The organism is Microbacterium sp. ZXT2-5 (genome assembly GCF_055329545.1).
Window position 1 is genome coordinate 2747050 of sequence record NZ_JBUZWD010000001.1, and the last position, 25337, is coordinate 2772386.

Below are 25337 nucleotides of genomic sequence, written 5' to 3' on the forward strand. Positions count from 1 at the left end.
GGCCCGAGACAGCACGGCGACGGCCGTGGGACCTTCGGCCCGAGCGGGCGACGACGCCGGGGTTTGACTCTCAGCAGCGGCAGACCTGCCGCGCGACACAGGGGAGCGGCTCATGGAACGCATCGTTCTCGGCTACGACGGGAGTCCGGCATCCGTCTCGGCGTTGTCCTGGGTGGCCGGGCGCGCGAGCCGCGAGATCGCGAACGTCGGTCTCGTGAACGTCGTGGGGCGTTCGGCGACGGACCGCGCGTCGGCGCTGGATCAGCTGGCGCACGCCGAGGAGTTCCTCCGCGAGCACGTCCCGGGCATCGGCGTCGAGCTGCACCGGCTCGAGGGCGGGGTGCCGGAGTCGCTGGCCGAGATCGCGGACGACACCGATCTCCTCGTCGTCGGCATCAATCCCGGGCACCCGATCCGCACGGCGATGGCCGGTGCGATCCCGCTGCGGCTCAGCACCATGGCGCAGGTGCCGGTCGTGATGGTGCCGGCCGGCTGGGTGGATCTCGGAGAACCCGTCACCATCGGGATCTCGGACGACGACTCGTCCGGCGCCGCGCTCGCCTTCGCGGCTGCAGAGGCGGCCGCCACCCGCACCGCGATCCGGCTCGTGCACGCCTGGCTCATGCCCGCTCCGTCCTTCTCCGGCGCCACCGCGCTCGTGCTCACCCCCGAGAGCGCGATGGCCGAGCACCGCGCGACGCTCGACGACGCGGTGAGCTGGGTGATGGAGCGGTATCCGACCCTCGAGCTCAAGACCGAGCTCGTGCGCGACAGCCAGTCGGCCGCCCTGCTGCGCTACGGACCCCGCAGCTCGATGCTCGTCATGGGCACGCACCACCGCGGTGTGCTGGCGGGGAGCCTGCTCGGCTCGGTCGTGCAGGAGGTGCTCTGGCGCGCCGAATGCCCGGTCGCCGTCGTTCCACAGGACGCCGCCGCGTCCCGGACTGGCTGAGACGCCGCTGCGTCCCGGACTCGATGAGGAGTGAACCATGGTCCGCGTCTCTCGCATGACCCTGCTGATCGTGCAGGCCTTCGTGGCCGTCACGGCGCTCGCGGGAGGTCTCGCGCTCGTCGTGGGAAGCATCGATCCGACGCTCGCAACGGTGCTGATGCCGCCGGCCGAGTATCTCGAGGGCTCGCCCTTCCGGTCGTACCTCGTTCCGGGCCTGGCGCTCATCGTGCTCGTGGCCGGCGTCCACGCCATGGCGTTCGTCGCCGTGCTGACCGACTCCCGGTGGGGGACGTTGCTCGCGGCGGTGGGCGGGTTCAGCTGCGTCGTCTGGATCTTCGTCCAGATGGCCTACATCCCGTTCAGCTTCCTGCAGGCGCTGTACTTCGTCATCGGCCTGGTCGAGCTCGCGCTGACCATGGTGCTGCTGGGGCTCCTGGACGAGGTGAGGGCGATGCACCGGTCGACGTTCGTCCCCCTCCGGTCCCGCCGCGCGCCGCACGCGCACGGCTGAGCTCCGCGCGGATCAGTCGCCGCGGTGCTCCAGCTCGAACACCGCCGCCTGGGTGCGGCGTTCCAGCCCGAGCTTGCTCAGCAGCGAGGAGACGTAGTTCTTCACCGTCTTCTCGGCGATGCCCAGCTGCTCACCGATCTGCCGGTTGGTCAGTCCGTCGGCGATCAGGCGCAGGATCTGGCGTTCCCGCAGCCCCAGTGATCCGAGGCGTGGGTCGGGGTCGTCGGCGCGCTCGCGGATCCTGGCCGTCGCACGCTGCACGACGGCGTCGTTCATCAGCGAACGACCGGCCGCGACGGCGCGGATCGCGTCGACGAGCCTGGGCCCGCCGACGTCCTTGAGCACATACCCCGCCGCGCCGGCGAGCACCGACGCGCTCACCGCGGCGTCGTCGTCGTAGGCGGTGAGGATGAGGCAGGCCACGGTGGGGATGCGGGAGCGGATGTCGCGGCACAGGTCGATGCCGCTGCCATCGGGCAGGCGCACGTCCAGCACCGCGACATCCGGCACGGTGGCTTCGATCCGCCCTATCGCCTGGCGTACGGTCCCCGCCTCGCCGACGACCTCGAGGTCCGCCTGCGACCGGACGAGGTCGGAGAGCCCGCGACGGACGATCTCGTGATCGTCGACCAGGAAGACGCTGATCACCGGTTGCCTCCCTCGCCCTGGGACCGGCTCGGGTGCAGGGGGGCGCTCCACCGGGCCGCGGTCGCGCCGGCGCGGGACTCGACCGCGAAGACTCCGCCGCGCTGCGCCGCCTTCTCGGTCAGGTTGGCCAGGCCGCTGCGCCGTCCGCCCTCGTCCACTCCCACTCCGTCGTCCTCGACCAGCACCACGACGTCGTCCTCTACGACGGCCACCTCCACCGAGATCCGGTCGGCGCCGGAGTGCCGCACCGCGTTGCTCAGCAGCTCCCGGGCGACCCCCACGACGTCTTCGAGGAACGGGCCGGTGATCGCATGGTCCACCGGTCCGGTGAATCTGATGGCGGGCGGATGCCGCAGCGTGGCCGACAGATCCGCCACGACGTCGATCACCCGGTGACGCAGCGAGCTCTCGTCCCGATGCGACAGGGCGAAGACGACGGTCCGGATCTGCGAGATCGCATCGTCCAGCTGGTCGATGGACTCGTTCAGGCGGTCGGCATCGGGTCCCGGCGCGGTGCTGCCGGCGATCGCCTGGAGGGTCAGCCCGGTTCCGAACAGCTGCTGGATGACGTGGTCGTGGAGGTCTCGCGCGATGCGCCGGCGGTCCTCGGCCAGCAGCGACCGCTGGCCCTCCTCCCGCGCGTACGCGAGCTCCAGGGCGATGGTCGCGCGCGAGGCGAAGTCGGCGATGCTCGTCAGCTCCGTGGCGGTGAAGCGTCGCCGGTCCGGGTGACGCGCTGCGCACACCACGCCCCACAGCCGGCTGCGGGTGCGCAGGGGCGCTGCGGCGATCGGTCCCGCCAGGCCGTCCTCCCACATGCGCACCGGGTCGTCCGCGGACGCCGGCTCCCGCCCGACCGCGCGGGCGCGGCCCGAGGTGACCACCTCGCCCGCGCACGTGGCATCCGTCTCCACGACCCTTCCGCGCAGCTCCGCCTCATCGAGACCCCGCGCGGCGACGATCTTGAGCGCCGAGGTGGACTCGTCGGCGAGCAGGACGGTCACCTTGTCGTTGCCGGGCACGTCGAACAGCCGGCCGGCGATGAGGTCGAACGCGGTGTCGGTGGCCGACGACAGCAGTGCCGCCGACAGCTCGGCGGCCGCGGTCATCCACCGCTCGCGGGTGCGCGCCTCGTCGAGCAGCCGCGCGTTCTCCACCGCGAACCCCGCGGTGGTGGCCAGGGCCTCGACGAGCCTCTCGTCCTCGTCCGAGAAGGCGCCGTCGCGGTGGTTCGTGAGGTAGAGGTTGCCGAACACCTCGCCGCGCACGCGCACGGGCACACCGAGGAACGAGTCCATCCGCGGGTGGTGCGCCGGGAATCCCGCCGCCCGCGGGTCGTCGGACATCTGCGGAAGGCGGATGGGTCGCGGGTCGGCGATGAGCGCTCCCAGCAGGCCGTGCCCGGTCGGCAGATCGCCGATCTGGGAAGCCCGCTCCGGCGAGAGACCCACGTAGATGAACTCCTCCAGGGCGTCCCCTTCGGGGGCGATCACCCCGAGCGCACCGTACTGCGCGTTCACCAGCGAGGTCGCAGCCTCCGCGATCCGCCGCAGCACCGAGCTCAGATCGCTCTCTTCGACGACAGCCCGGGTGGCGCCCAGCAGTGCGCGCAGTCGTCCCTGGCTGGTTCGCACCCTCTCGGCCTGCACGAGGAGCGTCGCCAGCGCCTCGTCGAGGTCCAGGCGCGGACCATCGGGGAACGCCAGCTCATCCTCCGCCATCCTGTCCGCTCCCCTCGGCGCCGAGGCCCACAGTATGACACCGCTACCGGTGCCGCCAGGGCTGGGGCGACGCGCAGCCGCGGAGCGCGCGTCCGAACCGCGGCGGAGCGGGGACGAAGGTCCCGACATCCGGGGCGGCTCGGCGAGACCATACGGAGGTGGTCTTGAACGACACCGGCCTCACGTCGAGAGAAGCAGCAGCCCGTCTCGCGGAAGTCGGGCCGAATGTCGTGCCCCACGGCAGACGCGTGTCGCCCTGGCGGATGATCCTCCGTGAGCTCACGCACCTCCTGGCGGTGCTGCTGTGGATCGCCGCCGCGCTCGCGGTGCTGGCCGGCATCCCGGCGCTGGCGATCGCCATCGTCGTCATCGTGGCCCTGAACGCCGCGTTCGCGTTCGCGCAGGAGTACCGGGCCGACAGGTCGGCCCAGCGGCTGAGCCGGCTGCTTCCGATGGCAGCCCGCGTGGTGCGTGACGGCGAGGCGGTCACCGTCCCGGCGGCCGACCTCGTGCCGGGGGACGTCGTGCTGCTGGCGGCGGGCGATCGCGTGGCGGCGGACCTGGATGTCGTCAGCGCCGCGGATCTCGCGCTGGACGAGTCGCTCCTGACGGGGGAGAGCGCCGTCGTGCGACACGCCCCCGGAGACATCCTGCGCGGGGGGACGTTCGTCGTCCAGGGCGAGGCGCGCGCCGTGGTCGTGGCCACCGGCTCCCGGACGGTGCTGGCCGACATCGGCCGTCTGACCGCCGGTGCGCAGCGCCCGCCGAGCCCGATGACCCTCGAGCTCAAGCGCGTCGTGCGCGTCATCGCCGTCATCGCCGCGATCGTCGGGGTGGGCCTGGGGGCGACCTCCCTCCTGCTGGGGCTGGGGCTCACCCAGGCCTTCGTCTTCGCCATCGGCGTGTCGGTGGCGCTGGTGCCAGAGGGGATGCTGCCGACGGTGACGCTCTCCCTGGCGCGCGGCGCCGAGCTGATGGCCGAGAAGCACGCTCTGGTGCGCCGGCTGGACGCCGTCGAGACGCTCGGCGCCACGACCTTCATCTGCAGCGACAAGACCGGCACCCTCACCGAGAACCGCATGAACGTGCTCGAGGTCGTGACGGCTGCGGGGATCGTCCGGATCCGCGGCGAGGGGTACGCTCCCACCGCCGACCTGGCCGGGCCACCCGAGGCGGTCGCGCTCGTTCCCCGCGCCGCGCGGGCCGCGCTGCGGTGCGTGGCCGGCAGGGTGGTCGAGCGCGAGGGCCGGTGGGAGGCGGCGGGCGACCCGATGGAGGCGGCGTTCCACAGCCTCGCGCTGCGGGTGGGGACGGATGCCGAGGCCACAGGTCATCGCGTGCCCTATACGGCCGACCGCCTGCTGAGCTCGTCGCTGGACGGCGATCAGGTGTCGGTGCTCGGTGCGACGGAGGCGGTCCTGGCCCGCTGCCGCGCGGTTCCCCCTCATATCGCGGACGCCGTGCACGAGCTGACGGGCGCGGGCAGGCGCGTGCTCGCCGTCGCCACCCGCACCTGGACCGCCGCGCCGTCGCCCGAGATGGAGCACGACCTCGACTTCGCCGGGGTGCTGGCCCTGGAGGATCCGCCCCGCGCGGGGGTGCGCGAGGCGCTGGAGAAATGCCGGGATGCCGGCATCCGGATCGCGATGATCACCGGCGACCACCCGCGCACCGGTGCCGCGATCGCCCGCGAGGTCGGTCTGCTCGGCCCCCGGGGGGTCGTCCTGGACGGGCCAAGCCTGCCCACCACGGACGAGGAGCTGGCCGACGCTGTCGACCACGACGACGGGGTGGTGGTGGCGCGGGCGACGCCCGCCGACAAGCTGCGGATCGCCCGGGCCCTTCGCGGCCACGGGCACGTGGTCGCCATGACGGGGGACGGCGTCAACGACGCGCCCGCGCTGCGCGAAGCCGACGTCGGGGTCGCCATGGGGGCCAGCGGAAGCGACGTCGCGCGCGAGGCGGCCGACGTGGTGCTGCTGGACGACCATCTCGCGACGATCGTGGCCGCCGTCGAACTCGGGAGGGCGACCTTCAAGAACATCCGGCGCTTCCTCACCTACCACCTCACCGACAACGTCGCCGAGCTCGCCCCGTTCGTGGTGTGGGCGCTCTCGGGCGGCTCCGTCCCGCTCGCGATCGGGGTGATGCAGGTGATCGCGCTCGACATCGGGAGCGACATGCTGCCCGCCCTGGCGCTCGGTGCCGAACCGGCGCGGGATGACGTGATGCAGGGGCCCGCGCGACGGTCGATCGTGGACCGGGCCCTGCTCTCACGCGCGTTCTTCCTGCTCGGGCTCACCGAGGCCGTCGTCGCGCTCGGCGCCTTCCTGGGCGTCCTGCTCGTCGCGGGGTGGCAGTGGGGTGACGACGTGGACCCGGAGGTGATGGCCGGCGCCTCGGGGACGGCGTTCGCCGCGATCGTGCTGGGCCAGATGGCGACGGCGTTCGCGTGCCGCAGCACGGTCCGGCCGGTGTGGCGGATGCACCCGCGGACCAACCGGCTGCTGCTCGTCGCGGTCGCCGCTCAGGCGGTCCTGCTCGTCGCCTTCCTCGGCATCCCGTTCCTCGTGGACCTCCTCGGCGGCGCCTGGCCGCCGCTTCTCGGATGGGGGCTGGCAGCGCTCGCGGTGCCCGCGATCGTGATGGTCGACGGGCTCTCGAAGCTTCGGCGTCGCCGGATCCGCGAGCGGGAGGGGAGGCTCCCGGCATCAACCGCGCCGGATGCTACGACCCGCGGCTCGTGAAAGATCGGCTGAGGCTCCGCAGCAGCAGGAGGAGCCCGCCCAGGGTGAGCACGCTGCCCAGGAACGAGAACGCCGGCACCTGGTCGGTGACCATGGGGCCGGTGTCGCTGACGCTGAGCATGACGCCGGCGATCACGAGGGTCACGCCCACGATCGTGATCGTCATGCGGGAGACGATCCCGTCGACCCACGAGCGCTCCCGTCCGTCCTCGAACATCCGAACGCGCACCGAGAACGTGCCGCTGTCCAGGTCGCGCGAGATGCTCTCGATGCGGCGGCTGAGGCGGCGCGCCCCCTCGATGAGCACGGCGCCCTGCGACTGCGCCGTCAGGAGCATGTCGTGCATCGAGATCCGCCGCAGCGCCGTGGCCGGAGCGAGCTCCAGGCCCCGCCGCGTGAGGTCGTAATCCGGCTGGAGCAGCCGCAGCGTGCCCTCGAGCGAGCCGAGGGTGCGCAGCACGAGGAGCAGCGACGGCGGGATGGCCAGGCGGTGCCGGCGCAGCGCATCCAGGAGCAGCCGGAAGATGTTCTCGTGTGTGGGGCTGTTGTGCACGCGGGTGATCACGACGCCGATGTCGCGCTGGAGCGCCGCCTTGTTCAGCGATTCGCCGTGTCCGCAGATCAGCAGCACGAGGTCCGTGGTCACGGCGTCGTCCTCGTTGGAGATCGCGATCAGCAGCGGGATGAGGAGGCGGCGCAGGCTCTTCTCGACGATCCCGACCGACCCGAAGTCGATGAGGGTGACCTCGCGCGCGGCTCCGTCCTCTCGGGCGTCGCCCAGGATGAGATTGCCGGCGTGGAGGTCGGCGTGGAAGACGCCGCGCACCAGCACCTGGTCGAACACCGACCTCACGATCTCGTCCGCGATCGCCGACGACTCCTCCGGAGGCAGGATCGCCGATGAGACGTGCGTGAACGGGGTCCCCACCACGCGCTCCAGCAGCAGCATCCGCTCCGTCGAGAGCTCGCGATACGTCCGGGGGATGCGCAGCGACGAGGCGGAGGCCGCAGTGGCGGCCCGCAGCATCTCGGTGCTGTCGAGCTCGATGCGGTAGTCGAGCTCGTCGTGGAGCGCGCGGGCGAACTCGTCGACGAGTGCGACCGCGCCGTACTCCTTCGCCCAGTCCGTGCGCCGCTCGAGGTCGGTGGCCAGTCGGTGGAGGATGTCGAGGTCGGTGGTGACCTGCCGCCGGGCGAGCGGGCGCTGGATCTTGATGACGACGTCGTCGCCGTTGCGCAGCTGCGCCGCGTGCACCTGGGCGACCGAGGCGGCGGCGAGCGGCTCCGGATCGATGTGCGCGAAGACGTCGCCGATCGTCCCGTTCACCTCGGCGCGGATGGCCGCCTCGGCTTCGGACCAGGGGATCGGAGTCGACTCCATCTGCAGTGTCGCGAACGCCGTCACCAGCTCGCGAGGGAGCACGTCGTCGCGGGCGGAGAGCACCTGCCCCAGCTTGACGAAGGTGACTCCCGCTTCATTCATCGCGGCGACGAGGGCGACCGCCAGCTCCCGCGGTGCGGGCGGGGTGCGGGGCGTGCCGAACAGCCCGATGCCGTGACGGGAGGCGATCGAGAGGATCTGCGTGTACCGCCGCGCGCGGTCGCGGCGGCGGAACGCCTCGCGGATGGAGGTGATCGGATTCCGCAGCCCGTGCGACGGCCAGGCGAACTCGAGGGTGACGACGCAGGCCACGACGGCGGCGAACAGCCAGCCCAGCGTGAGGGCGAGGAACGAGAGGGCGACGGGGGTGTCTGCCACGATCCGGTCGCCCTCCACCACACCGGCGACCTGCAGCGACCAGGTGGCCAGCGGAAGCGCGGCCAGGAACACGACGAGCGCCGTCACGACGGAGCGGACCCAGCCCACCGTCCCGTCCAGGAGACGCCGCGCGGCCCAGGCTGCGAGCGCGGCGAAACCGACCGAGAACAGACCGAACAGGAGCCATTGCGGCATGTCCGAATTCTTGCAGACGCGACTGCCGCGGCGGCGGGGAAGGACCAAAGACCCCATCCCTCGCGGCTCCGACGACGACGCTGGAGGGGGAGCGGCGACAGGAGCCGCCGACGGAAGGAGTCGCCATGCGCGCGCTGGTGGTCTACGAATCGATGTTCGGCAACACGCGTCGCATCGCGCAGGCGATCGCCGACGGCATGGCGGACGGAGCGGATGTCGCCGTCGCGGACGTCGTCGATGCGCCCACCGCGGTGCCCGCCGACATCGACATGGTCGTCGTCGGGGCGCCCACCCATGTCTTCTCGCTGTCCCGGGATGTCACACGCCGGGAGGCGGCTCGTCACGGCGGCGCGTTCACGGATGTGCCCGAAGGCATCCGCGAGTGGCTGGAGGCACTGCCGGCGCCGGAACGGCCTTACGCCTTCGCCGCGTTCGACACGCGCGTGGACGACATGGCGCTCCTGCCCGGGGCGGCCTCGCACACGGCCACGCGCCTCGCGAGGAAGCTCGGGTTCGACGTGCTGGATCCGGCGAGCTTCCTGGTGAAGGGCTACGAGGGACCCCTCGTGGACGGGGAGCTCCAGCGCGCCCGCGAGTGGGGGCATGGCCTGACCGAGCAGCTCGCGGGGTGAGCGCCGGTCCCGAACCGGGCCCGCGGGGCGGCGGTGCTCAGCGGATCGACTCGAGCGCGGCCAGCTCGCTGCGCACCGCGGATGCCACAGCGGCGCCGTCGATGTAGCCGGCGTCGAAGTGCACGCCGACGCAGAGCCGCCCGGCATACGAGACCACCGCGACGCCCAGTCGCACGTTCGCGGCCAGCACGGAGACCGGCCAGAGCTGGGTGAGCGCAGCGCCGGCGAGGTGCAGCTCGTGAGCCGGACCGGGCACATTCGTCACGAACCCGCCGACCAGGTGCTGCCGGTGCGCGATGCGGTCCATGATCCGAGCGCCCACCGGGCCGCGCATGAGCTCCAGCGTGCCCTGGCGGCGCGCTTGCACCTTCTCCGTCCGCGTCTGCACGGCGATCCGGGCGACGTTGTCCCTCACCTCGTCGCCACGCAACGGCAGGCGGACGAGCATGACCCCCACCTGGTTGCGGGAATCTCCGCGCCGGGTCAGCGCGACGGGGACCGACACCGGCAGCTCCGACGGCACCGGATGACCGCTCTGCGCGAGGGCGGCGCGGTACCCGGCCGCGGCGACGGCGAGCGCGGCGTCGTTCACCGTCGCGTCCACGCCGTGGGCGGCCGCGGCGATCCGCCCGAGATCGGCGTCGGCGAAGATCACGCCGTGACGGCTGCTGCGCGCACCCAGCAGCACCGTCTCGGGAAGGCCTCGCGCGGTCAGCGTCGTCATGGTCCGCCGCAGCCCGAACAGGGCGCGGCCGACGCGGCTGCCCGCCGCCAGCGCGGGGGACGGGCGCCGCGGCGGAGCGATCGGCTCGTCGGTGGTCGCCGTCGCGTCCGCCAGCAGCCTCCGGATGAGGTCCGCCGCGGCCATGCCGTCCGCGAGGACGTGGTGGATCCGGAGGATCATCGCGGCGCCGCCGTGCGCCGGCGCGAGAAGCAGCTCCCACGGCGGTCTCGTGAGCGGCAGGGGCTCGACCATGAGGGCACCGCACCTCCGCTCGAGCTCCTCGAGTCCCTCGATGGCCGGGACGACGCGGACCTGCGCAGCGAGATCCGGTTCGCGCTCCGCCCACTCGTGGTGGCGGCCGGCGCGGACGGGCACCTGTCGCAGCTCCGGGATGCCGGCGACCCGGCGCCCCACCGCCGCCCGGACGGCCTCCGCGTCGAGCTCGCCGGCGTCTGAGACGAACCCTCCCGGTGCGAGCAGGCCGGCGACCAGGAAGACGTTGACCTGGCCGGGGTGGTCGAGGACGAGATTGGCCTCGTCGGCCGGTCTGAGTGCTCGCTCCCGTCGCACGTCAGGCCTCCCTCCCGCGCCGTGGTGCGGCATCCGTTCCGCTCACCGACGGCATCGCGGCACCGATGGCGCGTGCTCCAGTGTGCGGCGGCGCCCACCGGTCCCGCGGGTCGATGGTCCCGCCGGGCGCAGCGCGTCGCCGGAGGACTTACGTCCCAGCGGCGCGGCAGCCATGCCGCGAGGCTGGTTCCGTACAGATCCCACAGAGGAGAGACCAATGCGAAGTGCAGTCGTCCGACAGCTCGGAACGCCGGCCCAGGTCGAGGAGCGTCCCGTCCCGCAGCCGGGGCCCGGACAGATCCTGATCCGCCTCGAGGCCTGCGGACTGTGCCACACCGACATCCACGCGATGCGCGGAGACTGGCCTGTGAAGCCGAACCTGCCCCTGGTGCCCGGTCACGAGGGCGTCGGGATCGTCGAGGCGCTCGGCGAGGGCGTCACCACGCGTCAGGTCGGACAGCGCGTCGCGATGCCGTGGCTCGGGCACGCGTGCGGCGAATGCCGCTACTGCGTGGACGGCCGCGAGAACCTCTGCGAGAGCCAGTACAACAACGGCTACGCGGTCGACGGAGCGTACGCGGAGTACATGCTCGCCGACGCGCGCTATGCGGTGGTGGTCCCCGACGGCGTCACGCCGCTGGATGCTGCGCCGCTCACCTGCGCCGGCGTCACGACGTACGCCGCGATCAAGAACGCGCACGTGATCCCCGGCGAGACGGTCGCCGTGTTCGGCGTCGGCGGCCTCGGCCACCTCGCGGTCCAGTACGCGCGACTGGTGGGCGCGAAGGTGATCGCGGTCGACGTCACCGAGGAGAAGCTCGCCCTCGCGACCGAGCTCGGCGCGGACCACACCGTCAACGCCCGGACCACCGATCCGGTGGAGGCGATCCGCGACCTCGGCGGAGCGGACGTCGCCGTCGTGCTCGCCGTCGCTCCGGCGGTCTTCCGTCAGTCGTTCGACGCGCTCAACCGCGGCGGCCGGCTCGTCCTGGTGTCGCTGCCTGCCGACGGCACGATCACGCTCCCCATCTTCGAGACGGTGCTCAAGGGCATCAGCGTGATCGGCTCGATCGTGGGGACCCGCCAGGACCTCACCGAGGTCTTCACCCTTCACGCCGCCGGTCGCACCCGGGTCATCACCGAGACGCGCGACCTGGACCAGGTCAACAGCGCGGTCGACGAGGTGCTGGAGGGCACGGTTCCGGCGCGGCTCGTCTTCACCTACCACCCCGCGGACGTGATGCAGCGCTGACGGCCGGGCGGAGGGCGGATGCCACGCGGCATCCGCCCTCCGCCGCGCGCAGGACCGCGCCGACGCCGCGGAGCGGGCGCCGAGCGGGGGGCGATCAGGCCTGGCCGCCGCCGCCGGCGGTGCCGTCAGAGCCGCCCGGCGCCGAGCCGGACCGCGGGGCGGCGGGCGCTTCGGACGACCCGCCGGTCGTCGCCGAGACGGCGCCGGCGCCCAGCAGGGCTCCCAGGATGCCGATCCCCGCTGCGGCGTCGAGGATCTGCGACGCCATCAGCGCCGAGATCACCCCGACCCCGAACAGGACGATGACCAGCCGCCCCCAGTTCTTGACCACGAACGGGATCACGATGGGGGGAGCGGATGCCGCGGCCGCCGGCTTCGGTCCGATCTCCACCTCCTTCGCCTCGAGCTCGATCCGGTTCCCATCGGCCTGCGTCACGGTGGCGGCGACCTTGTGGCTGCCGTCGGCCGCGAACGTCGCGAGGATCGTGCGGCCGCCGTCGATCCGTTCGATCGTCGCCCCCTCCACGTCCCACGCGACGGTGGCGTCGTCGGGGAGGTTCTCGACGGTGAACATCAGAACCGTGTCCTTCTGCCCGGTGCTGCCGCCGACGATCGCCGGCCCCACGCGAACGCCCCGCTCCACCGCCGCGCCGGAGTCGATCCCCACCGGGGGGCCGCCCTCCGTGGTGGCGAGCTTCTCGATGACCCGGAGCGCGTCGCGATGATAGAGCCAGGCGAAGGCCAGGGCCAGGATGATGACCACGATGGCGCTGACGAGCAGCCCGACGGCCAGGTAGTAGTTCGACAGTGCGACGTCGACCGCGGCCGCATCGCCCGGCGTCGGACCCGGCGACGGTTCCGCCGCCACGGCGAGTGCAGAATCAAGAGACATGAGCGCCCCGTTCCCCAGTTGGGCTGAGCATGCACCCATCTCAGAGCGCCGTCAATCACCCGCCCGCTCCGCGTCGTCGGGGGCCGCCGTGACGGCTTATGCTTCGAGCCATGGGAACGATCTTCTACGGCGGTGACGCCACGCCGATCCACATCGAGGATCGCGCGCTGGCTCACCTGAAAGTCGTCATCGCCACGAAGCTGCGTCGCAACGAGAGCTTCACGCTGACGTGGCGTCACCAGGACGATCAACCGGGCGGACGCAGCACCATCTGGCTGCACCCGTCCATTCCGCTGCGGTTCGTGTTCGATCACGCGGAGCCTCCCGAGCTGAGCCGCCGGTGGATCGAGGACCTCGCGCAGTCCGCGAACAGCTCGGGTGGCGTCACGCTGGTGGACGAGAACGTGGCTGCCGGTCCGGTGCCTGAGGAGCAGGGTGTCCCCGGCGACGTCTCGCTCGGCAGCGTCGAAGTCGAGAGCCTCGAGGTGAGCAGACTGACCGTCGGGGGCGCGGAGGTGTCGGGGGAGAGCGTCCGAGGGTAGCTCAGCTCGACAGCTGTCTCGGGTCGATCACCAGTTCGCGGCTCACGAGCCTTGCCGCCACGCCGCTGAGACTCTGCTGGTGGCTGCGTGCATACGCACGGATGATCTCGAACGCGTCGTCGATGGCGACGCCGTGAGTGTGGGCGACCACTCCCTTGGCCTGTTCGATGATCACCCTGCTCCGCAGCGCGTGCTGCAGCTGTGCCGTCAGCTGCTCGCCCCGCCGGATGGAACGCTCCTGGAGGATGCCGATCGTCGCCACGTCGGCGAAGGCCCGGGCCGCGGTCAGGTCGGATTCCTCCAGGGGGCCGTCTCCGGTGACGAGGAGATTGAGCGTGCCGATGATGTGTTCGCGAAGCTTCATCGGAATCGCCGTGACCGCCCCGAACCCCAGCTCGACGGCGCTCTCGCGGAAGGCGGACCACTCCGGAGGCGACTCCGAGATCCGGGGCACCGTCACCACTTCGCCCGTGCCGAACGCCTCGATGCAGGGACCGGCCTGCGCGGCGAGCTGGATGAGTTCGACGAGCCGGCTCGCTTCGCTGGTCGACGCCACGAGCTCGAGGCGATTGTCGTCGCCGGCGAGGAGGATTCCCGCCGCGGACGCTCCGAGGATGTCACGGCAGGCGTCGACCAGCACCTGCAGGAGGTCGACGACGTCGTATTCGGCGACGAGCGTGTCGGCGAGCTTCGCGAACGTTCGCACCAGCTCGGCCTCTCGCACGATGGCGCTCATTGCTCCACCTCGATACGGCCATCATGGTTCACGAACCGCAGGCGCCTCTGAACGATGTCCTCGGCGATCTCGGCGACCGCGCGGTCGGAGGCGAAGGCGTGACCTTGGATGGCCAGAAGCGCGGCGTCCGGACCGACCTGCAACTGTGCGAGCACCATGCCGGTCGCCTGGTGGACCACTCGGCGAGAGGCGGGGCTCGTGGAGCTGAGGTCGCCCTGTTCACCGATCGCACGGGTGAGGATGTCGCGTCCGATGGCGTCCGCGATGGCGGATGCCTCCCCGGTGTGCCGCGTGGTCAGCGCGACCGGCATCAGCGAATAGAGGTCGACGGCGCCCAGACGCAGCGGCCCGACGGCGAGCGGGAACGCGAAGATCGACGCCACGGACTCCGCGCTGCTGGCAGCCGAGAAGGCGGGCCAGCGGGTGCGGCCCGCGGTCGCGAAGCTCGGCTCCTCGACGGGTGCCATCGAGCGCAGCGCGTCCCAGCACGGCCCCTCACCGAGGTCCATCTGCCATTCGTCCAGTCGGGCGGCGCGATCGTCCGACGCCGACAGCGTCTCGCTGCCCAGCACGTCGCCCAGTGTGGACACCGACGCGCCGCTCACGGGGAAGAGGCGGACGAAGGGCGCGCTGTAGTCGGCAGGCCGGAACGATCCACGATCGAGAGCCTGCATGACGTCGCCCACGCTGTCGCCCATACAACTGAGAGGTTAGTCGCCCCCCGCACCGGATGGGTGCGGCACGAGCGTGCCGTCCGGGCCTTGGATCAGGACCTCACCGCGTTCGCGGCGGAGGACGATCGCGGCCGCCGCCTCGACGGCCTCCGCCTCGGTGTCGTAATGCGCCGACGGCCGCCGTGCGTGGCCTTTGCAGACATCCCATCCGCCTCGTGACTCGTTCCGCGCCACCACCCAGATCTCGCCGCGGCGGCGACCGCCTGGCTCGGTCCTCCGTGGCCGGGGCGGAAAGCTCGCGGGACCTGACCCGCCCGGCAGGCCGGCATCGTCCCGCTCTTCGAGTTCGCCGTGACCGCCCGCTGTCGTCATGACCTGACCGTACGCCGTGAACATGTGCGGCTCACAGACAAGCGCCCGCGGGCGTAGCCTCACAGAATGGAATCCGGCGAGCCGTACACCGCTCAGTTCGATGAAGTGAGCGTCGGCGGGCAGGTCCGGCTCACCGTGGGCGTCGAGCTTCGGGATCGAGAGTCCGACGGCTCGATCCCGACCGAGGCCTGGTTCCACGGCGAGGAGTTCCGCCTGGACGTCGAAGACCAGGATGGCGTCGCCGTCTACGTGAGGCGGCTCTGACAGGCCGGCATCGTGATGTCCGGTGCGGCGACGTCGTCGTAACCGGGAAGCGGCGTGCATTAGGCTAGCCTTACCTGTCTCGTCCCCAGGAGATCTCCCATGCCTTCACGCCCGCGCTTGTCCGCGCGCCCCGGCCGCCTCCTCGCCGGTTCGGCGGTCCTCGCCGTCCTCGCACTCGCCGGCTGCGCCGGCGGCGCGGGCGGTGCGGACACCGCCGCTGACGCCGACGCCCTCGTCGTCTACAACGCGCAGCACGAGCAGCTGACCGAGGAATGGGCCGAGGCGTTCACCGCTGAGACCGGCATCGACGTGGTGCTGCGCAACGGCGATGACAGCGAGCTGGCGAACCAGCTCGTGCAGGAGGGCACGGCGTCGAAGGCCGATGTGTTCCTGACCGAGAACTCGCCCGCGATGTCGCTCGTCGAGGAGGCAGGCCTTTTCGCACCGGTCGACGACGGCACGCTCGCCCTGGTGCCGGAGCAGTACCGGCCCGCGTCCGGCCTGTGGACCGGCATCGCCGCTCGCTCCACGGTCCTGGTCTACAACCCCGACCTCATCTCCGAGGATGAGCTTCCGGCGTCGCTTCTCGATCTCGCCGAGCCGGAATGGAAGGGACGCTGGGGTGCCGCGCCCGCCAAGGCAGACTTCCAGGCGATCGTGTCCGCGGTGCTCGCCACGCAGGGCGAGGACGGCGCGCGGGAGTGGCTCGAGGGCATGGCCGAGAACGCCGTGGAGTACCGCAACAACATCGTCACGATGAAGGCCGTCAACGCCGGCGAGGTGCCGGTCGGGATCATCTACCACTACTACTGGTACCGAGATCAGGATGCCGCCGCCGAAGACAGCTCGAACACGGCGCTGCATTACTTCGGCAACCAGGATCCAGGTGCGTTCGTCAGCGTGTCGGGCGGCGGCGTGCTCGAGAACGCGCCGCACGCCGACGAGGCCCAGCAGTTCCTGGCGTTCCTCGCCGGGGCGCAGGGCCAGGCCATCCTCGGCGAGGGCTACAGCTTCGAGTACCCCGTAGCGTCGGACGTCCCCGCCAAGACCGAGCTGCCCGCGCTCGCCGAGCTCGACGCTCCCGTCATCGACCCCTCCACGCTCAACGGTCCCGCCGTCATCGAGCTCATGACGGAAGCCGGACTCCTCTGACCCAGCTGCACACGCGCGCGACGGCGGGTGGAGCGGCCGAGAGGCGCCCGCCCGCCGCGCTCGTGGCTGTCGTCGCGGTGCTCGCGCTCGGCGCGCTGGTGCCCATCGTGTACGTCGTCCAGGCCGCCGTGGCGATGGGTTGGGACCAGCTGTCGGCGCTCGTGCTGCGGCCCAAGGTCGGCGAGCTGCTGGTGAACACCGTGCTGCTGGTGCTCATCGGCGTGCCGGCCACGATCTTCCTCGGGGTGGGCGGGGCGTGGCTGGTGGAGCGTACGACGCTCCCCGGACGCGCCGTCATCAAGGTCGCGCTCGCCGCGCCGCTGGCCATCCCGGCATTCGTCGCCAGCTACGGCTGGGCGAGCGCGATCCCCTCCCTCAACGGGCTGTGGGCCGCCGTGCTGGTGGCGACGCTCGCGTACTTCCCGCTGGTGTACCTGCCGGCGCTCGCCGCCATCCGCGGCCTGGATCCGGCGCTGGAGGAGTCGGCCCGCACGCTCGGCATGGGGTCGTGGGCGGTGTTCTTCCGCGTCGTCGCGCCTCAGCTGCGTCTGGCGGTGCTGGGCGGGGCGCTGGTGGTCGCGCTGCACCTCCTCGCCGAGTACGGAGCGTTCGCGTTCCTGCGCTTCGACACGTTCACCACGGCGATCGTGGTCGCCTACCAAAGCACGTTCGCCGGTCCGAACGCCGCCGCGCTCGGCCTGGTGCTGGCGCTGCTGTGCCTGCTGCTGCTCGTCGCGGAGTCGGCCGCGCGCGGCCGCGCCCGGTATGCCCGCCTGGGGAGCGGCTCGCCCCACCCCGCCGCCACGCTGCGGCTGGGCCGCTTCACCGCACCATCGCTGGTCGCCGTCGCGGTGGTGCTGACGGGTGCGCTCGTGGTGCCGCTCAGCAGCGTCGGGCGGTGGCTGATGAGGGCCGATCCGGCTGCGTTCGCAGAGGTCGGGGTCGCCGCGCTGCAGACGCTGGCTCTCGCACTGGCCGGGGCGGTGTGCACGATCGCCGTCGCGCTGCCGTTCGCGTGGCTCGCGGTGCGCTATCCGGGACGGGTCTCGCGCGTGCTCGAGGGGGCGGCGTATCTCGCCAGCAGCCTGCCCGCCATCATCGTCGCGCTGGCGCTCGTCGCCGCCACGCTCGCGTTCGCACCGGCGCTGTACCAGACCCCGTTCACCGTCGTGGCGGCGTACGTCGTCATCTTCCTCCCGCGCGCATTGGTGCCGCTTCGAGCCGGCCTCTCGCAGGTCCCGGAGTCGCTCGAGGAGGCCGCGCGCGCGTTGGCGGTGAGCCCGGCGGCCGCCCGCATGCGCGTCACCGTGCCTCTCCTGCTCCCGGCGATCGGAGCGGGAGCCGCCCTCGTGGCGCTGGGCGCGGCGAACGAGCTCACCGCCACGCTCCTGCTCGCTCCCACGGGCACCAGCACCGTGGCGACGAGCTTCTGGTCTGCGGCATCCGCTCTCGACTATCCCGCCGCGGCGCCGCACGCGGTGCTGCTCGTGCTGCTGTCGGTACCGGCGGTCGCGCTGATGTTCACCCACGCGACGGGGAGGACCGTTCGATGACCCTGCGACTGGACGGCGTGTCGAAGGCCTTCGGCGACACCGAGGTGCTGCGCGACGTCTCGCTCGAGGTGCCGCGCGGCACGCGCCTTGCACTGGTCGGCGCCTCGGGCAGCGGGAAGACGACGCTGCTGCGTCTCGTCGCCGGTTTCGTGGATCCCGACGCCGGTGTCATCAGCCTGGGTGGCGACGAGCTGTCGCGACCCGGCCGAAGCGTCCCCACCCACCGCCGCGGCATCGGCTACGTGGCGCAGGACGGCGCGCTGTTCCCGCATCTGTCGGTGGGGCGCAACATCGCCTTCGGCCTGCCCCGCGGCCCCGGTCGCGTCCAGAGAGTGCGGGAGCTGCTCGAGCTCGCAGCGCTGCCCCCGGCCTACGCCGATCGCATGCCGCACGAACTGTCCGGCGGGCAGCAGCAGCGAGTCGCCCTGGTCCGGGCGCTCGCCCAGGAGCCCCGAATGATCCTCCTCGACGAGCCGTTCAGCGCCCTCGACACCGGACTGCGCTCGTCCACCCGGGACGCCGTGATCGAGGTGCTGGAGCGCAGCGGCGTCACCGCCGTTCTGGTCACGCACGACCAGGAAGAGGCACTCTCGTTCGGCCACCAGGTCGGCGTGCTCGTCGGCGGCCGGCTGGTGCAGTCGGGCGACCCGATGGCCGTGTACGACGCGCCTGTCGACGCCTCGGTGGCGCTCTTCCTCGGCGACGCCCTCGTCATCCCCGCCCACGTCGACGCCGACGGCGTCGAGTGCGGATTCGGCCGCCTCGCCGTCCGGCACGATCTCTCCGGCGGAGCGGAGCACGTGCGCGCGATGGTCCGGCCGGCGCAGCTGCGGGTCGCCGCGGCCACGCACGGCGCCGCCGCCGCACTCGCCGCGGTGGCCAACGCGGTCGTGACGGCCGTGCGTCCCGCGGGGTCGACCGCCGACCTGCGCCTGCGCGTCGGGGCGGGGGAGCTCGCGACCGAGCTGGTGTACCGGGTTCCCCAGCACCGTGCCGCGGCGTTCGCTCCCGGCACGGCGGTGCGGGTGGTCGTCGAAGGCGGTGTCGTGCTCTACTCCGCGGCCGCCGCCACGACGGGGAGCATCGTCACGGCTGGAGGGCCCGGGACCGCTTCCGCCCCGCTTTGAGCCTCTTCATCACGGCCGGCGTGGCACCGCTGACGGTGACATAGGCCCGGTAGGCGAGCACGCCGACCAGGAACGAGAGCAGCGTCCCGAGCCACGGCGCGCTCTGCTCGAACGGCGGGTAGACCTGCCAGTGCGTGAGATACACGAACAGCGACGCGGCGGCGACCGTGACGAGCACCGGAACGGCGACGCGGGGGACCGGGACCGCTCGAATCCACAGGAGCGCCAGGATGCCGCCGAGGACGATCGCCTCGCGCCCGGGGTCGCCGAAGAAGCCATACGCGGATGCCACGGCGAGCGCCGACACCGCCAGCCGCCGTGCCGTGGTGTCGGCCCGCGCGACCAGCCAGCCGAGCGCGACCAGCCAGAGCACGACGGGGGCGGTGTAGCGCTCGACGTGCTCGGCGGTGAGGCCGGTGAGTGCGAACCGCGCGGCGAGCGCGGCGCTGAGGACCACCAGCGCGAAGGTGAAGGGCGCGCGCCGCTCCAGCCGATCGAGCGGGCGCACCGCGAACAGCAGAGCCGCACCGGCGATGGCCCAGAGCATCGCCTCGAGGAACCAGAACTGCCACTGTTCGCTCCACCGGCCATCGCCGGGGACGAAGTTGTTGACCAGTGCGACCGTCGTCGGCGCGTACTGCCCGGTGACGAGCGCGACCGCTCCGATCCAGAGCACGGCCGGCACCACCAGCTGGGACGCGCTGCGTCCCAGGCGCCGCAGCCGCGTCATGCCGGCGACGGGCGCCAGCTGGAACCTCGCCAGGTTGTACCCGGCGACGGCCAGCAGCAGGTGCGCGCCGCCCTGCAGGGTGAGGAGGTCGGCATGCGTGGCGACGATGAGGAAGATCGCGGCCGCGCGCAGCAGCACCGGCGTCTCCAGCCGCGTCCAGACTCTGCGGCGCGGTGGAGAGGCGTGGCGCGCCGGGGGAGCGGTCGCTGCCGGCAGCTCGCTCCCGGTCGTCGGTGCGGCTTTGCCGTCTGCCGACGGGGCAGGCGGTGCCGGTGGCCGGTGCTGCGCTGCCAGCTCCCGCGGCGTGAGGGCCGGCCACTCCCGCGGCAGCGATCCGAGCATCTCCTCGAGTCGCAGTGAGATCTCGACGTAGCTGAGCGAGTCGCCGCCGAGCCCCGCGAACGAGTCGTCGAGCCCGGCATCCGGCTCTCCCAGCAGTGCCGCGTAGAGATCGCGCACGCGTTCGGCCGTCACCGCGTCGCCCGGTGGCGCGGTCGCCTCGCTCGCGCGGATCGCACGGTCGCGCAGCTCGGCGTACCGCGCGAGAGCGGCATAGTCGCGCTTCCCGTTGGACGTGCGAGGGAACTCGGCGACGGCGTATGCCGAGATGACGCGCGCCGGCAGGCCGGTCAGCGCGGCGGCGCGAGCGCGGGCCCGCTCGGCCGCGCGTTCCGACGTCGCGAAGAGCAGCAGGCGCTCGTCGGCGCTCGTCGCGCGCGCCTCGATGCCCTCCTCGGCCAGCAGCTGCTCGATGCGGTCGAGGTCGAGGCGCAGGCCGAAGACCTTCACGAAGCGGTTGATCCGGCCGACGATCTCGTACAGGCCGTCGTCGCGTCGTCGTCCCACGTCGCCCGTGCGCAGCTCGGTCAGGCTGGGACCGAGCGCGAAATCCTCGGGAGTGTGCGCGTACCCCATCATGACGTTCGGGCCCTGGTAGACCAGCTCGCCGGTTCCGCTTGCGTCGACGGCGTCGATGCGGAAGGACCCGCCGGGGATCGGCCGGCCGATCGAGCCCGCGTGGGTCGCGGCCAGTTCCGGCGGGAGGTATGCCATGCGCGCCGTCGCCTCCGTCTGCCCGTACATCACGAACAGCTCGAAGCCGCGCTCTCGGCCGAGCTGCGCGATCCGCCGCACCGATTCGGGCGCCATGCGCCCGCCCGCCTGGGTGACGTAGCGGAGCGAGGGCAGCTCGCGCGCGGCGAAGCCCGCCGCATCGAGGAGGTCGAAGGTGTACGGCACTCCGGCGAACGACGTCACCCCGTCGCGGCGGGCCTGCATCCAGAACTCCTCATCGGCGACCGACCTGCCGGTGAGGACCACACTGGCGCCCGCGAGCAGGTGACTGTTGACCACCGAGAGTCCGTAGCAGTACTGCAGCGGAAGCGTGGTCGCCGCACGGTCCGCGGGGCTCAGCCGCAGGTACTCGGCGATGGCCGCCGCGTTGCTGCGCACGTTCTCGGCCGACAGCCGCACCAGCTTGGGAGATCCGGTCGACCCCGACGTGCTCGACAGCACCGCGAGATCCGGGTGGAAATCGTGCCGGCTGCCGACGCGACGCTCCTCGAGCACCCAGCCCGACGGGCCGTCCGTGGCGACGACGTCGGGGTCGAACCGGGCGATGAGTGCGGCGCGGTGCGCTCGCGCGCCCTCCTCGTCGGACCCGTCCACCAGCAGCACCGGGTGTCCGCCCTCCAGGGCTGCGAGGTACGTCACGATCGGCTCGACCGCATTGCTCGCCGCGATCATGACGAGTCGGCGGATGCCGCCCATCTCGTCGCGACGACGTGCCACACGCTCGCGCAACTCGTCGTAATCCACGCGAACGCCGTCGGCGATCAGTGCCGGGTGGTCCGGGCTGCCTCCCAGGAGCGAGAGGCCGGGCGCGGTGGCGGTCGCAGTCATCGAGGCGGGGGATTCCTCCGAGGGTGCGGCTGGCGGGAGCACGCGACGGGCAGGGCAGGTATGGCTATCCTAACCTGCTCGTCCGCGTCAGCCGCTCGCGAGGAGCTCAGCGGAACGGCCATTCGGAGTGGTCACCGGGGAGTGCCTGCTCCTCGCCGGGTGCGTTCGGAATCTCCGTGCGCTCGACGAACACGGGAACGCCGGGACTGATGAGGACCGACACGGACGCGCTCGTCGACGCCGTCGGCAGGTCGACGACACCTCCGCCCGCGAGGATCCCCGCCATCAGCTGCGCCAGCACAGCTTCCTCGTCGACGTCCATCGGGAGGCGATGGACGTAGTCGCCGATGATCAGATCGATTGCGTGCACGAAATCTCCCTTCCCCCGCACGGTACGTCGGCTGATCCGGCACCACCTCGGGGGTTGCGCACGGCCGATGTCCGTGCTCAGTGCCCGGTGATGACGGGCCGCCTGCTTCCGCCCATTCCTGCGACGCCGTCCGGGGGCACTGCCCGCCTGCCGCTGACGCGCCGCCGACGACGCGCCTTCAGAGCCGGCAGGGCTTTCGACTCTCGGTGCGCGAGCCCGCTCGGTCGCGACGGTGGGCGCGAAAAGCAAGGGGGGCGCGCATATCGAGACAGTCTGATTCGCTCGTAGCACGGGTGCACGCGTGCCCGGCTCGTTCGGCAACGCCGACGATCGCGACGAAATAGAGGAACGCAGCAACCGATGGATGACGCCATGACTGATGTAGCGGATAGGGACCGCCCAAGCGGGGATTCCGCTCGATCCACGCGACTGGCTGCAGTGATCTACAACCCGATCAAGGTCGACCTGCCGGCGATCAGGGCCGCGGTCGCGGCCGAGCAGACGGCTGCGGGCTGGGGTGAGACGCTGTGGTTCGAGACCAGTGCTGAAGACCCGGGGCAGGGCATGACCGAGGAGGCGCTTGCCCGGGGCGTGACGATGATCATCGTCGCGGGCGGTGATGGCACGGTGCGGGCCGTGGCCGAAGCCGTGCGCGGGCGGCCTGTCTCGCTGGCTCTGCTGCCTTCCGGCACCGGCAACCTCCTCGCCCGGAATCTGAAGCTCACGCTGGATGATCTCGAGCACTCCATCCACTCCGCGTTCACGGGGGAGGATCGGCAGATCGATCTCGGGATGATCGAGATCCGCCGCGAAGACGGGACTGTCGACCGCCACGCGTATCTGGTCATGGCCGGGCTCGGACTCGACGCGAAGATGCTCGCTCACACCGATGACGAGCTGAAGGCCAAGGTCGGCTGGCTCGCCTACGTGAAGGCCATCGCGACGGCGTTGCGCGACAAGAACCAGCTCAGGGTGCGCTACCGCCTGGACGGACACCGAGTGCGGTCGCTGCGCGCGCACACGATCATCATCGGCAACTGCGGGTCGCTGCAAGCGAATGTGCTGCTCCTGCCTGATGCTGCCGTCGACGACGGTTTGCTGGACATCGTCCTGCTCCGGCCCGAAGGATTCATCAGCTGGGCGCAGATCGTGACGAAGATCATCTGGGAGAACGGCGTGCTCAGCCGCACCCGCTTGGGCCGGAAGTTCCGCACCAAGGAGGTGGACGCCCTCAACTACATCAGGGGAGCCCTGTTCACCCTCATCGTGAGTCGCCCCGAGCTGATCGAGCTCGACGGCGACGAGTTCGGCCGCGCGGTGGCCATCCGCACCTGGGTGGAGCCGCGACAGCTCACTGTGCGAGTGCCCGCCGAATCCAGCGACTGACGGGGAACGTATCAGGTGCCGACGCGGGCCAACTCTGGTTCACGGTGCGCGGCGCGGTCGAGCGACAGGTCGACAGGTTCGGGAATGAGCCACAGGCCGGCGGTGGTGGCGGCGGCGAAAGCCAGGATCGCCAGCCAGGCCGGGTTGATCGTCGCGGCGGTGGGTCGGTCGAACGCGAACCTGAGGGGAATGTCCGGTGACATCCAGAAGCTTTCCGCGAAGCGGATGTGCTCATCCATGTCGCAGCGGAACAGAAACCGTTCGCCACGGCGCAGCTTGGTGACGATGACGACCTGCAGATGCAGCAGCATGCGGTCGTCGATCACGGAGCCTTGCCCCAGCTGGCCATACGTGAAGGTGCCCATCGTGGTTTTCCAGTCCGCGTTCCCACGCCGTCGGGTCGGTGGAGTTGACCGGGGTCTGGGGCACTCACTTCAGAGTATGTCGCGTCCATAGGCCCCGCAAGGGCGAGCGCTCGGTCCCGTTGCGCCGCCGCCGGCCGCCTATGAGGACGAGCTTGCGCGTCGCCACCATCTCCGGGGCGCGGTGCCCCGCGCTGGAAGCGCGAGCATCGACCGCGCGACCACCTCTTGCTAGCCCGCCGCTGCTTCCGGGTTAGCGGCGAGACGTGGGCCAACCTGTTCGTGGTTTGCCCTGGCGAGCCCCGCGAAAGCCCGACCCGGCCCTGCTCCACCCGCCGAGAGTGTGGGCATATGACCCCTACGTGACTCGAGTCTCGAGATGAATCTCGTCGGTCAGGAGTGGAAAACTACGGTGCCCCTGGAGGGACTCGAACCCCCAACCGTTTCCTTAGGACGGAACTGCTCTTCCATTGAGCTACAGAGGCTGGCGGCATCCAGTCTATGCGGTCAACGCTCGCGGCTCCGTCGGGACTTTTGCCCGGCCCGGTCCGGCGCGGATGCCGTGGCGGAGCCGCCGCCCAGTCGCCCGTCGAGCGGCGCGCGCAGGCCACGCCGTCGCAGTTCGCCGACCATCCATCCGCGCTGGTGCGCGATCATTCGTCGATGCAGCAGGACGCCGACGAGCAGCAGTGCCAGTGCGCCGAGGTACCACGCCCAGTACCACCACTGCATCCCCGGCGTGAGCAGCAGCGAGACCGCGCCGATGATCAGGATCAGCACGCCGGCGTAGTACGCGATGCGACTGGCGGTGCGCAGCGGTGATGCCGTCGGCGCGGCCTGCCGCAGCGCCCACACGGTGGCGTAGTCGTCGCGCAGTTCCGCCAGCAGGTCGCGCTGCGGCGACGGCGGCATGTCACCCAGCAGTGCGGTGAGGCGCTCCGCGCGCTTGAGGTCGTCGGCGCGTGCCGCGACCCGCGGCGCGAGGACGGCCGCCGTGGCGGTGACGAGAGCGACGACGATCGGCACGAAGGGCTCGGCGACCGTCGCGGTCGTGGCAGGCTCAGCGAGCAGCATCCCCTCACCTCCGCTCGAGGACCGACGGCGCACCCCGCGCTCGCCGCCATCCTCCCGCGCGTGCCCGCGCGCCGAAAGGCCCGACACACGCGAAGGCCCCGGCATCCGCGAAGGATGCCGGGGCCCGAAGTCCGACGTCAGCCCTGGGTCGCCAGGGCGAAGCGCACGGCGCCCTCATCGCTCACCTCGGCGTCGAGCACGCGGTCGTCGAGGGCGACCGCCGCGGTCTCGTCGAGGAAGACGCGGGCGCCGTCGGTGACGACGATCGTGTCGTGCGGCTGAGGGTCGGGAGCGACGCTCAGTTCGAACCCGCCCGTACCTCCGGTTTCGCGGATCCGGACGCCTCCGTCTTCGGCCTGCGGCACGCGGGCCACGATCTCCTTGACGGCGTCGGCGGCGGTCTGGGTGAGAGTAAGCATGCTCTTCCTTTCCGTTTGCGGTTCCGGACGGGCCACGATTCCGAGAACGGCCTACGGATGCAACCTCAGCG

Annotated in this window: 23 protein-coding genes, 1 tRNA gene and 1 pseudogene; 11 read left to right on the forward strand and 14 right to left on the reverse strand. The window is 71.7% G+C overall.

Annotation, left to right across the window (positions count from 1 at the left end):
• The first annotated feature begins 112 nt into the window (after window positions 1–112).
• A complete protein-coding gene (locus tag ACZBH1_RS12265; protein ID WP_463646507.1) occupies window positions 113–952 on the forward strand; it encodes a universal stress protein in 840 nt (279 codons plus the stop codon).
• A gap of 37 nt (window positions 953–989) precedes the next feature.
• Window positions 990–1463 carry a hypothetical protein gene (locus ACZBH1_RS12270; RefSeq protein ID WP_463646508.1) on the forward strand — a complete coding sequence of 158 codons (474 nt, stop codon included), beginning with the start codon at window positions 990–992 and terminating at the stop codon, window positions 1461–1463.
• A 12-nt stretch (window positions 1464–1475) separates the two neighbouring features.
• On the opposite strand, the gene ACZBH1_RS12275 is transcribed toward ACZBH1_RS12270, so the two are convergent.
• Both ACZBH1_RS12275 and ACZBH1_RS12280 read right to left on the reverse strand, forming a co-directional pair.
• A complete protein-coding gene (locus tag ACZBH1_RS12275) occupies window positions 1476–2111 on the reverse strand; it encodes a response regulator (protein ID WP_336396628.1) in 636 nt (211 codons plus the stop codon).
• Window positions 2108–3832 (reverse strand): sensor histidine kinase, encoded by a 1725-nt coding sequence (locus ACZBH1_RS12280; protein WP_463646509.1) that lies wholly within the window; start codon window positions 3830–3832, stop codon window positions 2108–2110. The genes ACZBH1_RS12275 and ACZBH1_RS12280 overlap by 4 nt, the downstream gene beginning before the upstream one ends.
• Before the next feature lie 158 nt (window positions 3833–3990).
• On the opposite strand from ACZBH1_RS12280, the gene ACZBH1_RS12285 reads away from it, so the two are divergent.
• A complete protein-coding gene (locus ACZBH1_RS12285; protein ID WP_463646510.1) occupies window positions 3991–6579 on the forward strand; it encodes a cation-translocating P-type ATPase in 2589 nt (862 codons plus the stop codon).
• Here the strand turns inward: ACZBH1_RS12285 and ACZBH1_RS12290 are convergent.
• Window positions 6560–8533, reverse strand: a complete 1974-nt coding sequence (locus tag ACZBH1_RS12290; protein ID WP_463646511.1) for an ABC1 kinase family protein — start codon at window positions 8531–8533, stop codon at window positions 6560–6562. The genes ACZBH1_RS12285 and ACZBH1_RS12290 overlap by 20 nt on opposite strands.
• Before the next feature lie 125 nt (window positions 8534–8658).
• Here ACZBH1_RS12290 and ACZBH1_RS12295 point away from each other — a divergent pair, with 125 nt between their 5' ends.
• The gene (locus ACZBH1_RS12295; RefSeq protein WP_452325057.1) at window positions 8659–9165 is read left to right on the forward strand and encodes a flavodoxin family protein; all 507 of its coding nucleotides are present in this window, start codon (window positions 8659–8661) and stop codon (window positions 9163–9165) included.
• A 37-nt stretch (window positions 9166–9202) separates the two neighbouring features.
• Here ACZBH1_RS12295 and ACZBH1_RS12300 read toward each other — a convergent pair whose 3' ends face one another.
• A complete protein-coding gene (locus ACZBH1_RS12300) occupies window positions 9203–10459 on the reverse strand; it encodes a WS/DGAT domain-containing protein (protein WP_463646512.1) in 1257 nt (418 codons plus the stop codon).
• A gap of 217 nt (window positions 10460–10676) precedes the next feature.
• Between ACZBH1_RS12300 and adhP the strand changes: the two genes are divergently transcribed.
• Complete coding sequence (gene adhP / locus ACZBH1_RS12305; RefSeq protein WP_463646513.1) at window positions 10677–11711, forward strand: alcohol dehydrogenase AdhP; 1035 nt, start codon at window positions 10677–10679, stop codon at window positions 11709–11711.
• 94 nt (window positions 11712–11805) lie between these two features.
• Here the strand turns inward: adhP and ACZBH1_RS12310 are convergent, their stop codons facing one another.
• Window positions 11806–12603 (reverse strand): hypothetical protein, encoded by a 798-nt coding sequence (locus tag ACZBH1_RS12310; RefSeq protein WP_463646514.1) that lies wholly within the window; start codon window positions 12601–12603, stop codon window positions 11806–11808.
• A 110-nt stretch (window positions 12604–12713) separates the two neighbouring features.
• Between ACZBH1_RS12310 and ACZBH1_RS12315 the strand changes: the two are divergent.
• Window positions 12714–13007, forward strand: a pseudogene (locus tag ACZBH1_RS12315) (DUF7882 family protein); the annotation flags it as partial.
• A 139-nt stretch (window positions 13008–13146) separates the two neighbouring features.
• Here the strand turns inward: ACZBH1_RS12315 and ACZBH1_RS12320 are convergent.
• From ACZBH1_RS12320 to ACZBH1_RS12330, 3 genes are read right to left on the reverse strand one after another with little or no spacing between them, the layout of a single operon-like run.
• Entirely contained in the window at window positions 13147–13881 is a 735-nt protein-coding gene (locus ACZBH1_RS12320) for a GAF and ANTAR domain-containing protein (protein WP_463646515.1), read from the reverse strand.
• Window positions 13878–14579, reverse strand: coding sequence for an ANTAR domain-containing protein (locus ACZBH1_RS12325; protein WP_463646516.1), 702 nt, complete (start codon window positions 14577–14579; stop codon window positions 13878–13880). Before ACZBH1_RS12325 ends, ACZBH1_RS12320 begins: the two co-directional genes overlap by 4 nt.
• Window positions 14580–14591: 12 nt before the next feature.
• On the reverse strand, window positions 14592–14927 hold the full coding sequence (locus ACZBH1_RS12330) for a DUF2188 domain-containing protein (RefSeq protein ID WP_463646517.1): 336 nt from the start codon (window positions 14925–14927) through the stop codon (window positions 14592–14594).
• Between the two features lie 66 nt (window positions 14928–14993).
• Between ACZBH1_RS12330 and ACZBH1_RS12335 the strand changes: the two genes are divergently transcribed.
• The 4 genes from ACZBH1_RS12335 (at window position 14994) to ACZBH1_RS12350 (ending at window position 19023) form a co-directional block, all read left to right on the forward strand.
• Window positions 14994–15191: a hypothetical protein gene (locus tag ACZBH1_RS12335; RefSeq protein ID WP_336396616.1), complete on the forward strand. Its 198-nt coding sequence runs from the start codon at window positions 14994–14996 to the stop codon at window positions 15189–15191.
• 99 nt (window positions 15192–15290) lie between these two features.
• Window positions 15291–16343: an iron ABC transporter substrate-binding protein gene (locus ACZBH1_RS12340; protein ID WP_463646518.1), complete on the forward strand. Its 1053-nt coding sequence runs from the start codon at window positions 15291–15293 to the stop codon at window positions 16341–16343.
• Window positions 16344–16405: 62 nt separating this feature from the next.
• On the forward strand, window positions 16406–17896 hold the full coding sequence (locus ACZBH1_RS12345; protein WP_463646519.1) for an ABC transporter permease: 1491 nt from the start codon (window positions 16406–16408) through the stop codon (window positions 17894–17896).
• Window positions 17893–19023 carry an ABC transporter ATP-binding protein gene (locus ACZBH1_RS12350; protein ID WP_463646520.1) on the forward strand — a complete coding sequence of 377 codons (1131 nt, stop codon included), beginning with the start codon at window positions 17893–17895 and terminating at the stop codon, window positions 19021–19023. Before ACZBH1_RS12345 ends, ACZBH1_RS12350 begins: the two co-directional genes overlap by 4 nt.
• Here the strand turns inward: ACZBH1_RS12350 and ACZBH1_RS12355 are convergent.
• Window positions 18983–21655 carry an AMP-binding protein gene (locus ACZBH1_RS12355; RefSeq protein ID WP_463646521.1) on the reverse strand — a complete coding sequence of 891 codons (2673 nt, stop codon included), beginning with the start codon at window positions 21653–21655 and terminating at the stop codon, window positions 18983–18985. The genes ACZBH1_RS12350 and ACZBH1_RS12355 overlap by 41 nt on opposite strands.
• 106 nt (window positions 21656–21761) lie before the next feature.
• Window positions 21762–22025 carry a hypothetical protein gene (locus ACZBH1_RS12360; RefSeq protein WP_463646522.1) on the reverse strand — a complete coding sequence of 88 codons (264 nt, stop codon included), beginning with the start codon at window positions 22023–22025 and terminating at the stop codon, window positions 21762–21764.
• Between the two features lie 438 nt (window positions 22026–22463).
• On the opposite strand from ACZBH1_RS12360, the gene ACZBH1_RS12365 reads away from it, so the two are divergent.
• Entirely contained in the window at window positions 22464–23411 is a 948-nt protein-coding gene (locus ACZBH1_RS12365) for a diacylglycerol/lipid kinase family protein (RefSeq protein ID WP_463646523.1), read from the forward strand.
• An 11-nt stretch (window positions 23412–23422) separates the two neighbouring features.
• On the opposite strand, the gene ACZBH1_RS12370 is transcribed toward ACZBH1_RS12365, so the two are convergent.
• The 4 genes from ACZBH1_RS12370 to ACZBH1_RS12385 form a co-directional block, all read right to left on the reverse strand.
• Window positions 23423–23776, reverse strand: a complete 354-nt coding sequence (locus ACZBH1_RS12370; protein ID WP_463646524.1) for a DUF7882 family protein — start codon at window positions 23774–23776, stop codon at window positions 23423–23425.
• A gap of 410 nt (window positions 23777–24186) precedes the next feature.
• Window positions 24187–24258 (reverse strand) — tRNA-Arg (locus ACZBH1_RS12375).
• A 22-nt stretch (window positions 24259–24280) separates the two neighbouring features.
• A complete protein-coding gene (locus ACZBH1_RS12380; RefSeq protein WP_463646525.1) occupies window positions 24281–24847 on the reverse strand; it encodes a hypothetical protein in 567 nt (188 codons plus the stop codon).
• A 137-nt stretch (window positions 24848–24984) separates the two neighbouring features.
• Window positions 24985–25266 (reverse strand): Fe-S cluster assembly protein HesB, encoded by a 282-nt coding sequence (locus ACZBH1_RS12385; protein WP_336396588.1) that lies wholly within the window; start codon window positions 25264–25266, stop codon window positions 24985–24987.
• Window positions 25267–25337 lie beyond the last annotated feature (71 nt).

Coding starts and splice junctions, on each gene's coding strand:
- ACZBH1_RS12265 (WP_463646507.1), top strand. CDS start 113: ATGGAACGCATCGTTCTCGGCTACGACGGGAGTCCGGCATCCGTCTCG.
- ACZBH1_RS12270 (WP_463646508.1), top strand. CDS start 990: ATGGTCCGCGTCTCTCGCATGACCCTGCTGATCGTGCAGGCCTTCGTG.
- ACZBH1_RS12280 (WP_463646509.1), bottom strand. CDS start 3,832: ATGGCGGAGGATGAGCTGGCGTTCCCCGATGGTCCGCGCCTGGACCTC.
- ACZBH1_RS12290 (WP_463646511.1), bottom strand. CDS start 8,533: ATGCCGCAATGGCTCCTGTTCGGTCTGTTCTCGGTCGGTTTCGCCGCG.
- ACZBH1_RS12295 (WP_452325057.1), top strand. CDS start 8,659: ATGCGCGCGCTGGTGGTCTACGAATCGATGTTCGGCAACACGCGTCGC.
- adhP (WP_463646513.1), top strand. CDS start 10,677: ATGCGAAGTGCAGTCGTCCGACAGCTCGGAACGCCGGCCCAGGTCGAG.
- ACZBH1_RS12310 (WP_463646514.1), bottom strand. CDS start 12,603: ATGTCTCTTGATTCTGCACTCGCCGTGGCGGCGGAACCGTCGCCGGGT.
- ACZBH1_RS12320 (WP_463646515.1), bottom strand. CDS start 13,881: ATGAGCGCCATCGTGCGAGAGGCCGAGCTGGTGCGAACGTTCGCGAAG.
- ACZBH1_RS12325 (WP_463646516.1), bottom strand. CDS start 14,579: ATGGGCGACAGCGTGGGCGACGTCATGCAGGCTCTCGATCGTGGATCG.
- ACZBH1_RS12330 (WP_463646517.1), bottom strand. CDS start 14,927: ATGACGACAGCGGGCGGTCACGGCGAACTCGAAGAGCGGGACGATGCC.
- ACZBH1_RS12335 (WP_336396616.1), top strand. CDS start 14,994: ATGGAATCCGGCGAGCCGTACACCGCTCAGTTCGATGAAGTGAGCGTC.
- ACZBH1_RS12340 (WP_463646518.1), top strand. CDS start 15,291: ATGCCTTCACGCCCGCGCTTGTCCGCGCGCCCCGGCCGCCTCCTCGCC.
- ACZBH1_RS12350 (WP_463646520.1), top strand. CDS start 17,893: ATGACCCTGCGACTGGACGGCGTGTCGAAGGCCTTCGGCGACACCGAG.
- ACZBH1_RS12355 (WP_463646521.1), bottom strand. CDS start 21,655: ATGACTGCGACCGCCACCGCGCCCGGCCTCTCGCTCCTGGGAGGCAGC.
- ACZBH1_RS12370 (WP_463646524.1), bottom strand. CDS start 23,776: ATGGGCACCTTCACGTATGGCCAGCTGGGGCAAGGCTCCGTGATCGAC.
- ACZBH1_RS12380 (WP_463646525.1), bottom strand. CDS start 24,847: ATGCTGCTCGCTGAGCCTGCCACGACCGCGACGGTCGCCGAGCCCTTC.
- ACZBH1_RS12385 (WP_336396588.1), bottom strand. CDS start 25,266: ATGCTTACTCTCACCCAGACCGCCGCCGACGCCGTCAAGGAGATCGTG.